The organism is Spiroplasma sp. ald (assembly GCF_044714355.1).
In the GTDB taxonomy this organism is placed as follows: domain Bacteria; phylum Bacillota_I; class Bacilli_A; order Mycoplasmatales; family Mycoplasmataceae; genus Spiroplasma; species Spiroplasma phoeniceum.
Genome location: NZ_RXFY01000001.1, coordinates 30,472 through 42,261 on the forward strand (window position 1 = coordinate 30,472; position 11,790 = coordinate 42,261).

Below are 11,790 nucleotides of genomic sequence, written 5' to 3' on the forward strand. Positions count from 1 at the left end.
TCCTCCTATTTTTTAATATTTGTATTTGTTCTTTTTTTAATTGCTTTTTGTATAATTTCAAAACTATCTACTCTAAAAGATAAAAAATAGCGTTTAGTTTTTATATTTAACTGATTAAATACTGAGCCTTTAATTTTTATCTCATCATCTTTTTTTAATTTTAAAAACTCAGTTAAAATAGATGGGTTATATATTGATAATGTTGAGTAATTTAATCCGTCTCATTGACATTTAGCCGAACAAGCATCAACTTCAACACCACCAGCAACTAGTGCTTTAATTTTGGTTTTAATCGGATTTTCATGTAATCTAACAGTTAATTCCAATTTATTAATCCTTTTATTTTTTATTTTAGTTTTATTAGTTACTGATTTTTTAGGTAAATTACTTTTTGTTTGTGACATTTTTATCAACTCCTTTTGTTAGAAAATACTGTAAATGTTTTCAAGCATCGTGTTCGTGCTCTGACATTTTAATATTTCCTTTATAAATATAATTTTTCTTAACAACTGGCGATTGTAAAACATAATTTAAATTAAATAGATATTTGCATAAAACTTTTAAACCACCAATGAATTTAGGAGTAGATAATGGATTTTTTATTTTTAAACCTTTATGAAGTTGATAATCTTCAATTATTACAATAACTTTATTTAAATAAGAACAAATTTTATTTTTAAATTGATTTAATATTAAATAAATATTATTTATTGCTTCTTCTTCATTTTTAGAATTAAAAGTAATATTATTAATTATTTTCTTTTGCAAAACATTATAAATAATAATACCAGTTTGACCAATTCCAGCAGGGTCAATTGCAATAATATATTTAGTCATTTTTATCCAAAATAGGTTATATTTCTTTTGTTTTATATTTTTCAACAAAATAAAATCAATTATCGATAATTTTTAAATTGCATTTTAATCGTGTTATTTTTAGGTCTGTTTTTCTATTATTTAATACTTTTTCAATTATAAAATTATTGTTTTCATCTTTTATTGGTTTCCAACAATCAGCAATTTTATAACACATTACAAAACGCATATATTTTCCTCCTATTTTAAAAAAATTTAAATAAATAATCATTTATAATTAAAAAATAATTAATTTATAAAAAATTAAAAGAAATTGCATAAATACAATTCAAATATCTGTAAATTAATTATTTTTTAAATTTATCTCTTTTAAAATTATTATTTATTTAACAAAAATTAAGTAAGGTAAATAAGACCCCAACAACTATACTTTTAAAAATTAATTAAAATAAAAAGATTAAACTATAATTAATTTTAATATTTACTCCAAATTCAATTGTATTTATAACAATTTAAATATTAACAATTAACTTATAGTATAACCGTTAATGATATTATTTTAACATAAAAATTAAAAATAACAATAAAATTTTTAAATTTTATTGTTAAAAACAAAAAAACAGCCAATTGAATTTGGAGTAAAATCAGCTGTTTTTTGTAAGTATTAGTTGCAATACCTACATGAATTATAACATTAAATAAAATATATACAATAAAAAACGCCTTAAAAGATTAAGGCGTTTTTTTTAACAAGTAGACAAAAAAATATTTTACTTGCAACTAATAATTTTTTATCATAAAAAAATAAAGGTACAAATTTTAAAATAATATATTTTTAGTAAGTAAGTGTATTTATATAATTTTTAAGATATTAATTTAAATTCCCTAAATAATTGTATGATGCAACTCTTGTCTACAAATTAATTATAATAAAAATTAAATTAGTTTTACTAAAAAATATTTTTTTGTTATAATTAATTTGTGTTAAGAATTAAATTATAATTCTTAGTATTTAAATTGTTATAAATACAATTGAATTTGGAGTAAATATTAAAATTAATTATAGTTTAATCTTTTTATTTAAAAAGAAAACTTTTTATAAGTAATTTATATAATATTTTTTTCAGATAGTTAATTGTATTTAATGCAACAATTAACTATTTTTAATTTGTTGTTGTGAATAAATTAAAAAAATTTAATAATTTTTGCTTATTTAGAACCCAAAAAACTAAATAAAGATTTTCTTAAAAATTATTGGAGTAAGCTGCTACCATTGGACTAAAAGATGCTACACAACTGTAAACTTGTTTTTTGCGATTTATAAATTAAAGACTTTGATTAAGTTAAACGCGTAGTGGCGTATTCATGACATTTAATAACAAGAATAAAAATAAAATCGTGTGGGTAGCAGTGGCTGACTGTTTAAGAACTGGATTTGGATTTCTTAATTAACTACAGGGGACACATCTCAGGGGGTATTTGTGTTAAAAAATAAAATAGAAATAAATAACAACTAATAAAAAAATAAATTAAAAATAAAGGTGCTAAGGATGGCTAAATTTAACTGACATAAAATAAACCAACAAAATATCATTTGTAAAAGGGGTTGAAAAAATATTTCTGATGAAATCTTTACTAACAAACAATGTACCGAAAAACAGTATCAATTAATCTCTAAATTAATAAAACAATCAGAAAAAAATTTACAACTTGCCAATCAATATTTGTTTCTAAACTTTAAAACAAAAAAATTATTACCCCGAGAAAAATTAGATAAAAAATTTGCCTCAATGTTAATTAATAAAATTATAAATAACAAATAAAAAAAATTATCTGAGTAAGATAATTCTTAATATTTAAATTTTTTACAATTTATCTTAATTTATTAATTATTTCTTTTGTTAGTTTTAATTTCTAACAATTTCATTATATCATAAAAAATTAAAAAAAGAGGTTATTTCAAAATGCAAGACTTTAAAAAAATTAATAATAAACCACGAATTACTAGTTATGAACATTTAAATAAAAAATATGATTTGAATTTTAGTGACTATAATTTTGGTTTTGATTGAGAAGTATTTAAAGATTTTGTTGGTGATAGTTATGCCCGATATTTTACGACGAATTGTTTTTTTAAATTTGTTTCAGCGGGACGTGGTACTAATAAAACATGAAATCATTTAGCAGAAAAATTATTTTTTGCTTGTAATTTTACCGATGCTTCATCTAATATTTTACGAAGATACGCCAACACCCACGAAGATACTACATTTGGCGATACAATTAATGTTTGTAATTATCTATATGATAAATATGGGATTGATATAGGACCTGACAATGAAAATGGTATTGTTTGACCTAAAAATGTTAAAGAAGGTGGCGAGATTGTTTTTCCCAGTGGTGTTCGTATTGCTTTTGCGGGTTATGCTAATGGTAATAAAATTATGGGAAAAGTTGGTAAAGGAAGCGGTATTATATCGGCATGAACTGATGAAATGATACATGCCGAAGAAAAAGAAATCTTAACTGATAAAGAATTAGATAAAAGATATAATAATTTAAGAGTTTCAATGTTTCGTTCTAAAAGTTTAAAGGTGTCTTACGAAAAATATACCGATGATGATGGTAATAAACAATATAATTTAGACAATTATATCGCAGTTAAAGAATTATCTTGAACATTTAAAGAATGAGATAACACAACAAAGCAATACATAAATGTAACAACATATTTTCATAAAACATATTCTAATCAATTTACTTTTAATCCTTTTGATAAATATCATGTTTTTTATGAAAAATTTGTAACGCCATTTTTACCTTTAAATGAAAGAATTAAAACTATTTTAAAAGAAAAAAACCAAGTATATTCAGAAAACAAACAAACATTTAATGGTTTGGGTATTTTTAATTTACGATTAACAATGGGCGCTGTTTGAAATAAAATACCTGATATTACCAAAAAACTTGTTTTAACAAATAAAGAAGAACGACCCGACTTATTTGAACTTGAATATTACGGATTTGAATATAATGACAATGACCCCAGTATTTATGTTTTACGAAATTATCGTAAATATATTAAAGAGTATAATTTACAAGATTTTTATAATCCAAATACAAAACAGTATCAATTTGATAGTTATTCAATTGGGGTTGATTATGCTAATGGTAGTGAAGACCATACGGTGTTTTTATTTAGTGGCTATAAAATTAATGAAAATAATGAATATGATAAATATTTAATTGAAGAAAATGTTGTTACCCCAAAAAATGCAATGAATTTAAATAAAATAGTTGAACATTACGGACAATGAATAATTAATACATTTGATAAATTTGATGGTTTTGAATATGCTACATTTCATTATGATATTAATGCCCACGATTTTATACAAAAATTGCAAGAAGATATTTATCCTTATTTGGGTTATAAAATTAAAATGTTTAAAGCTAAAAAACATCAGACAGCCCTTAATAAAGAAGCAGGCATAATAAATCGTGTAACATGAATAAGAAAAATGTTTGTCCAAGGCAAAATATATGGCATATTAGATAACTTTCCATTTTTAGATAAGTGTATTAGTGAATTAAGATTTAGCGATTCCAAAACAAACACACCAGATAGTAAAATGTATCATGACCCATATGATGCTTTGTTTTATGGTTCTTATCCGTATCGTTTTAAAATGGGAATATAAAAAAACTGCTTTTAAGCAATTTTATTTACCACATTTTCTATTGCCTTCATTGATAGTAAATCATTTATCATCTATTTTTTGAATAACAAAACTACAATTTTCACATTTACTTAAATCTTCATCTAAACTTATTAACTTATACATATTTATTTTATTTCCTTTATTATTTCTTCATAAATTTTAGCAACCTCTCTTCTTACTAACTGGGATAAATTAATTTTATAATTTATTTTTTTTAATTTATTAAGCATAATTTGTGTTTTTTCATCTATTGAAATAGTTTTTATTATTTTTTTATTATTTGTTATTATATTATTTATTTTATCATTAATGTTTTTATCGATGTAATTAAAGTTAGTTTCTATTTTGTCTTGTTTCGGAAAAGATTTATCAACAGAATTTATACTATTTTTTATATTTTCAAATAGGGAGCTTTTCTTTTCTGCCATAATTATATAATTCCCCGTTGTATTAATTCATTTGTTAAAATTCCAATAGGATTTTTATCTGTAATAGAATTAAATTTCATTAACATGGTCTCCTTTTGTCTAACTGTTGATAGCGGTAATTTTGTATCTAATATTTTTTTACCTATTTCACTTTTTTTTAAAGTTTCTAATACCGCTTGATGTGTTTTATTGTTTAGAAATTTATTAATAATAAAATAGTTCATATTATTTTTACATTTAATTCCTAATTCATTTAACATTATTATAGTTTTATTATATGGTTCATTAATAGTTTTAAAACCTTCATAACTAAATTTATGAGGTTCAATGGGAATTATTATTTCATCACAACACAATAATACATTTAATAAAATTTTATTAAATGATGGAAATATATCAAAAAATACATAATCAATTTTATTACTTAATATTTTTTCAATCTTGGAAAAGTTATTTTTTAAAATTAATTCTCCCATTCCCATAGATGTAACTGCAACGTTTGTTTCTAACACCAAATTTTTATATGCAGGAACAATTAAAACATTTTTTATTTTTGATTCCATTATTGAATTGATTAAATCATCAGTTGTTGAATCTTTAAATCATAATTCTATATTTTTAATACTTGTATATTCATTTAATAATGCTCTGCTTAAATTTGCTTGCGGGTCAATATCAAAAACTAATATTTTTTTATTTAACTGCGATAATATATTAATCATATTTAATGTAATGGTAGTTTTGCCAACACCACCCTTGCTATTAGCAAATGTTATTTTTTTCAAAATCATTACTCCTTTACTTTTATTTAATATTATATATAAAATTATATAAAAATAAATACTTTTATTTAATATTATATATAAAATTATATAAAAATAAATACTTTTATTTAATATTATATATAAAATTATATAAAAATAATTGTCAATTCAGTAATTTATTTGAACAAAAAAATAAGTAATATAATTGTTTTTTGGGCGAGCGGTTGATTTTCTGAAATTTTGTGATAAAATGACTTACAAGTTAAAAAAAATTTTGAGGTTCTTTCAAACAAATTTGGGAACCTTTATAAAATTCTTCGCTTAACGCTTAGAATTTTTCCCAAAGATTTTGAAAAGCGCGGCAAAAGTTTTTTTAAACTTTAAGCTATTTTTTACAAACTTATGAAAATCACCGCGAGCCCAAATTAGTAAATAATAATCACAATAAATAATCATTTTAAACAATCTATTTTCTAAAATAGATTTAAAAATTATTGACTTAAGTATAAATATATATATATAATGTTCAATGGATCTTGATAAAAAATTTCAAGATAAAAGAAAGGAAGTAATAAAATGAAAAAACTTTTAAGTTTATTAAGTGTATTAACTATTAGTGGAACTGCTATACCAACAACAATTGCCGCTAGTCCTTATCAAAAAGAAGAAAAATCAAATAGTGAAATTAATTATTTACAAACAAATAATTTAGAAACTTTAAACAGAAATAAAAGACAATTATGAGGTGATCAATTTGATGATTCTACTTTATATAATTCTACACAAAATAATAGAAGCAAATTTAATTTATCTTCGTTAACAAATTTAAATACTTCTTTAGGTAATTTGTTAAATATTAATGATAGTAGTATTTTACAATCATTTTGATTTAATAATCAACATTTATATAATTTACAACATCGTGGACAAGGATTAGTTTCATATTTAAGAGTTGGGCGTATATATGAAAGACAAGGCAGAGCAATTTTATATACAGAACCTAATAATTATTTTGAAGGAACAATAACTGTTTTTTGAAATAAACACACTTCTGGTAATGGTTATCCTAAATCTCCACAACATCAAAGCCCTTTTTCTCCTGGGCATATAGAAATATAATTAAATTTATTTTATTATATTTATAAAATATTTTTAACACAAATACCCCCAATTTTTATTTTCCTTTAGTTAATTTAGAAATTAATATCCAGTACAAGTTAATTTTAGTTTACCTAAAAGAAGAAAATACGAATCTAATATACAACAAATACTAATTAGACTAACTACGGAAGAAAAAATAAACCCTTTAAAATTTAATAAAATAAATTGAAATAAATTAATTTATTTCAATTTTTAATTAAATTAAAAACTAATAGAAAAGAATTAAAAATATGAAAAAAATAATAAGTATTTTAGGAACAATCACTTTAATTGGAACAAGCACAACTAGTTTAGTTGCTTGTAATACACCGCAATATAGTGAAGAACAATTAAAAGAGCAAAAAGAAAAGCATAATTTAAATATAAATGGAAATATTTTAGAATGAATATCTCCACAAGAAAAACCATTTAATAAAGTTGATAATAAGTATTATTTTGCTGTATGACGGGGTAATAAAACTGATGATTGAAAAATTATTAAATTTTTAAATGATACAAATAATGAGAAAAAAATAGATGATTATAATAAATATAGTCTTGTTTTTAAACCACCACGATTTCGTTATTATACATTGTTAATTAAAGAGGGAATTATTTCTACAAATCATACTTGACATGCTGATGATGGTTCATATTTTAAATCAGTTTATCGTTGAAATAAAGATATAGATGTTCCTAATTTAGTTATTGATGAAAATGGTAATATAAAAGTTAATACATAATAAAAAGTCATTTATTAAAATGACTTTTTATATTTCTAATTTAATTAATGATAGTTTTTCATTATCTTTATTAAATAATTGTAAATTATCAATATTAATTTGTTCTTTTTCTGTAAAAATTGTAATGTCATAATTTCCATAACCTCAAATACCGGATATTTCAATTTGATTTAAAATAAATAATTTTTGATGATTATAAAAAGTTATTTTAATATTATCTTCAACTAAATATTTAGTCATACTTGCCCAAACCGCCTTAGAATAAAGTAATCTATATCATTGTGAAAAATAGTTTAAATATTTTTCTATTTTATCATTAGAAACAATTAAATTAGTTAAGTACTTACCATATTCGCCATCAGATAATTTAATTTCAGCAGGAATAAGTGAAGGAATGTTGTTTATTTCTAATTCATTTGTTATTGATAACCAGTTAAAATAATTTGCTTCTAATTGATAAATGGGGTTTTCTGAAATATCTTTGTTTTTAATAGTTACTTTAATTTCATTATCATTATTTATGTTGGTTTGTTGCTTTAAATTTCAATCTGTAATTTGTCCTGTTTTAGGTGAAATAAATGGTGTATTAGGCTCACTATTATCATTTCAACGATAAACTGATTTAAAATATGAACCATCATCAGCATGTCAAGTATGATTTGTAGAAATAATTCCCTCTTTAATTAACAATGTATAATAACGAAATCGTGGTGGTTTAAAAACAAGACTATATTTATTATAATCATCTATTTTTTTCTCATTATTTGTATCATTTAAAAATTTAATAATTTTTCAATCATCAGTTTTATTACCCCGTCATACAGCAAAATAATATTTATTATCTACTTGATTAAATGGCTGGTCATCATGATAAACCTCTTTTCAATAATTTGTTGGTGTTGGTGGAGTGGGACCACCAGTAAAATTAAAATATGATGAATTTAATTTAACTTTACAGTTTTCAAATTCTCAATATCCAGTTTCTACCTCTCTTGGATTAGATATTAATTCAAAATAATAAGGTGAAAATAACTTAACATCGTCATTATAACCTTTATTAATTGCATACTTACTATATGTATAATTTGATAACATATAGATAATTTGTTTAAATCTTTTTACAGCAGTATCATTTAAAGATTTATAATTATCTAATTTTCAGTTTTCAAATAAACCATCAATAACATTCTCGGGCTTTTGTCCTTCAAATTGTTGGCGTAATTCGGCCGCTTTATTTGTAGGGTTACCTTTTTCATCGTATTTTGCACCTTGAAATTTTCTGTCATAATTGTAGCGATATGTTAAATAATTTAATAAAACTTTATCTAAACCATTTTTATTTATTAATTCTAATACATCTTTACCTTGAATGTAATTTTTAGCAATACTTCATGGTAAAAAACTTTTTGTAAATCAATATTGAAATACTCTTAAATTAGGTTCTGTTTCAATTGGCATTGATAGTAAAGGTAATAAACTAGCGTTTTCAATATTTGATGGAGGATAAGAATAAACACCATTGATATTGCCTCAGCATTTAATATTACCAAATAACATAGATTTAGGATATTTAATTTCAATCCCAGTAAATACTGTATCTTCGGGCAATGATTTTTGTAATACTAAATGAATACTATTTTGATTTTTTCATTTAAAGTCAGTTATTTTTACTAAATGTGTAGATTTAATAATGTCAACACCATCGGGTGTATAGGGGCGCTTATATTCTTCAATGATATAACATTCATTTTTATTGTCTTCACTAATTTGCTCATTAATAGATATTATTTTTAAGTCTAATGTTTCTAAAAATTCTTTATCTTGTTTTGAAATATCATTAATTAAAATATCTTTTTCATCAATCATTACATAACTTGTGCTATTATTTTGAACTGTGGTATTTTGCTGAATTTGTAATTTAAAATTAAAATCACTAATTTCATAACCCGTTATTTTAATATATTCATCTTTGTCAATAAAACCGATTTTAACGCTATTTTGAGAGTAGTTTAAGGTAGGTTTTTGCTTTGTCTTAACAAGATTATTAATTTTATAAATATATAAGGTTCTTGCACGGTCTTCAGTAAATAATTGTTCTAAGTCGGGATCGCTGTACTGTGAATGATTAGCAAAATCTAACGGAATACTATCAATTGAATAATCAATTGGTTCATCATTTTCTGCTAATTGTGCTAACATTTTTTCAGATGGTTTTAACATTATTCTTGTTCTCCTTCTTCGTTAGGAATATTGATAATATTTTCGTTGTTTTTTAATTGTCTGTTTAAAGTAGCATTTACTGGTAAGCGAACATCAACAATTAACTCATCAATATTTTTAATATTGAATGTTCTACTGTTTAAAATAGCATTATCATATTTAATTAACTTAATAATAAATTCAGTTAATTTAATTTCTCTAATATATATCATTTGCTCGTATGATGCGTTTGTTTGAATATTTACACCAGCAACTTCTGCTTGGGTTTGTTGAGCCCCCTTAGCAATAGCAGGCACATGATGGCGATTTATTTTATAGTAATTAGTTAATAATCAATCATATATTTTGGTTAATTGTTCACCTTTAAAATTACCAGCGATATAGTCTACTGGTTGAAAATTACTATCAGGGTCTCCTTCAACTAATAACAAATCATTTTCAATAAATGAAGCTAACATTTTACTAATTTCTTGGTCAACAACACCAGTTACTCCATTAGTATTAATTGTAAATTTACCACTATTTAATAATGGGTCTAACATAATCTTTTCAGCAATAATATCTAAAATACTAGCAAATTGTTTACCATAACGAGCAGAAGGTTCAAAATTAGGATTATTAGGAATAATTTCAATCGGGATAAAATTAAGTGGTAATATTTCTTCTCTTTGTAAAGTTGTATAGTTATTTCATTTTTTATCATCAATATATAAGTCGGTAATAGTACTGTATAATCGTGTTTTTAACTTTCTAATAACTTTTACTTGTTTAGTTACATAATCAATCTCTAATTTTTCAGTAATAAAAACACTCTGGTCATTTTTAATATAAGGTTCATAATCAAAAGTACAAGATACTAAATTACCTAATTCATCATACTGGTCATTGAAAAAATCAATAGTAATAAAATTAAGTTTAGAATTATTAGCAAAAATAAAATATGCACCCTTACCATTCCTATTAATTTTATATTCGTTATATCAATTCTTATTAGTAAAGTCCTGCATTTTTAAAAAATTATTAATTAATTTAGTATCTATTTTTTGATTAGTAATTGGATTATAAATGATAATTTCTAACTCACGCGGATTTAAAAAATTAGCATTATCTTCGCATATTCTTTTTTCTAAGATCTCATTATGCTTTTGAACAGTAACCTTTTTACGATTAGTAATAGTTGATGCTAAATTAAGATAATAACTATCAATATCATAACTCTTTTTTAATTTCTTTTTTGCTGGTAACAATCCCATTTATAACACCTCTTTATTTTGTATTTTCTTTTTTAATAACATCTTCAATATTATCTTGTTTTTGGTTTTTGTTATGTGTTTTGATAAATCTAATTGTTTCAATAATTAAAATGATAATTCCAGCTCCGATAAGCATTGCTGAAACAATAACATATGCTGGTCAAGAAATACCTAATGTTTTTTCTCCTATAAAACAAATAATAATTCCTGCGATAAAAAACAATGATGAAACTCCAAATATTTTCAAAAACATAATTACATCTTTAACTTCTACTTTTGGCATAAAAACATCTCCTTTCTAATTTATTTTTTTCTTTGAATATATAATTTTTTAATTTTAACATTATTTGATGTTGATGATAATTTAAACTCACCGTTGGAAAATAATTGAATGGTAATTCAACCACTTGGATTATTTCCATATGATATTCCACTTGCTAATTGACCTTTAAAATTTATATGCGTAATTATATATAGTTCTATCTCAAGCGTTGTATAACACCATAAACGATAATAATATTCTGACTTATTAAAATTTTTAATTTTATATCCTTTAGAATCTTGAACAAAATCACTAGTATCAACAACTTCTCAATTATTTGGTATTTTAGGTAAATCTTTTTTCTGTAAATAAAATTTATCTAAATATTTAGTAGTACCAAATGTATCATCAGTACTTTCAATTCCCACAACTGTACTATCAA

14 protein-coding genes are annotated in these 11,790 nt (G+C 22.7%); 4 read left to right on the plus strand and 10 right to left on the minus strand.

The annotated features are described in order from the left end of the window. Nucleotides 1-5: 5 nt before the first annotated feature. The 3 genes from EHU54_RS00165 to EHU54_RS00175 are packed head-to-tail and all read right to left on the minus strand — an operon-like array spanning nt 6 to nt 1,045. Complete coding sequence (locus tag EHU54_RS00165) at nt 6-404, minus strand: hypothetical protein (protein ID WP_400248277.1); 399 nt, start codon at nt 402-404, stop codon at nt 6-8. Next, entirely contained in the window at nt 385-837 is a 453-nt protein-coding gene (locus tag EHU54_RS00170) for a hypothetical protein (RefSeq protein WP_400248279.1), read from the minus strand. The genes EHU54_RS00165 and EHU54_RS00170 overlap by 20 nt, the downstream gene beginning before the upstream one ends. Nucleotides 838-853: 16 nt before the next feature. Next, entirely contained in the window at nt 854-1,045 is a 192-nt protein-coding gene (locus EHU54_RS00175) for a hypothetical protein (protein WP_400248280.1), read from the minus strand. Between the two features lie 1,321 nt (nt 1,046-2,366). Between EHU54_RS00175 and EHU54_RS00180 the strand changes: the two genes are divergently transcribed. Both EHU54_RS00180 and EHU54_RS00185 read left to right on the plus strand, forming a co-directional pair. Beyond that, nucleotides 2,367-2,639 carry a hypothetical protein gene (locus EHU54_RS00180; RefSeq protein WP_400248281.1) on the plus strand — a complete coding sequence of 91 codons (273 nt, stop codon included), beginning with the start codon at nt 2,367-2,369 and terminating at the stop codon, nt 2,637-2,639. 141 nt (nt 2,640-2,780) lie between these two features. Next, on the plus strand, nt 2,781-4,517 hold the full coding sequence (locus EHU54_RS00185) for a hypothetical protein (RefSeq protein ID WP_400248282.1): 1,737 nt from the start codon (nt 2,781-2,783) through the stop codon (nt 4,515-4,517). Between the two features lie 21 nt (nt 4,518-4,538). Here EHU54_RS00185 and EHU54_RS00190 read toward each other — a convergent pair whose 3' ends face one another. The 3 genes from EHU54_RS00190 to EHU54_RS00200 are packed head-to-tail and all read right to left on the minus strand — an operon-like array spanning nt 4,539 to nt 5,751. Continuing rightward, nucleotides 4,539-4,661: a hypothetical protein gene (locus EHU54_RS00190; protein ID WP_400248283.1), complete on the minus strand. Its 123-nt coding sequence runs from the start codon at nt 4,659-4,661 to the stop codon at nt 4,539-4,541. Between the two features lie 2 nt (nt 4,662-4,663). Continuing rightward, nucleotides 4,664-4,966, minus strand: coding sequence for a hypothetical protein (locus EHU54_RS00195; protein ID WP_400248284.1), 303 nt, complete (start codon nt 4,964-4,966; stop codon nt 4,664-4,666). A 2-nt stretch (nt 4,967-4,968) separates the two neighbouring features. Next, on the minus strand, nt 4,969-5,751 hold the full coding sequence (locus tag EHU54_RS00200; RefSeq protein WP_400248285.1) for a ParA family protein: 783 nt from the start codon (nt 5,749-5,751) through the stop codon (nt 4,969-4,971). A gap of 555 nt (nt 5,752-6,306) precedes the next feature. Here EHU54_RS00200 and EHU54_RS00205 point away from each other — a divergent pair. Next, nucleotides 6,307-6,849, plus strand: coding sequence for a hypothetical protein (locus EHU54_RS00205; protein WP_400248286.1), 543 nt, complete (start codon nt 6,307-6,309; stop codon nt 6,847-6,849). Between the two features lie 272 nt (nt 6,850-7,121). Continuing rightward, nucleotides 7,122-7,613 carry a lipoprotein gene (locus tag EHU54_RS00210; protein ID WP_400248287.1) on the plus strand — a complete coding sequence of 164 codons (492 nt, stop codon included), beginning with the start codon at nt 7,122-7,124 and terminating at the stop codon, nt 7,611-7,613. Nucleotides 7,614-7,640: 27 nt separating this feature from the next. Here EHU54_RS00210 and EHU54_RS00215 read toward each other — a convergent pair whose 3' ends face one another. The 4 genes from EHU54_RS00215 to EHU54_RS00230 all read right to left on the minus strand — a co-directional run. Further along, the gene (locus EHU54_RS00215; RefSeq protein ID WP_400248288.1) at nt 7,641-9,833 is read right to left on the minus strand and encodes a hypothetical protein; all 2,193 of its coding nucleotides are present in this window, start codon (nt 9,831-9,833) and stop codon (nt 7,641-7,643) included. Next, the gene (locus EHU54_RS00220) at nt 9,833-11,086 is read right to left on the minus strand and encodes a hypothetical protein (protein WP_400248289.1); all 1,254 of its coding nucleotides are present in this window, start codon (nt 11,084-11,086) and stop codon (nt 9,833-9,835) included. The genes EHU54_RS00215 and EHU54_RS00220 overlap by 1 nt, the downstream gene beginning before the upstream one ends. Nucleotides 11,087-11,099: 13 nt before the next feature. After that, nucleotides 11,100-11,369 carry a hypothetical protein gene (locus EHU54_RS00225; protein WP_400248290.1) on the minus strand — a complete coding sequence of 90 codons (270 nt, stop codon included), beginning with the start codon at nt 11,367-11,369 and terminating at the stop codon, nt 11,100-11,102. 20 nt (nt 11,370-11,389) lie between these two features. Beyond that, a partial coding sequence (locus tag EHU54_RS00230) for a hypothetical protein (RefSeq protein ID WP_400248291.1) occupies nt 11,390-11,790 on the minus strand: 401 nt, incomplete at its 5' end.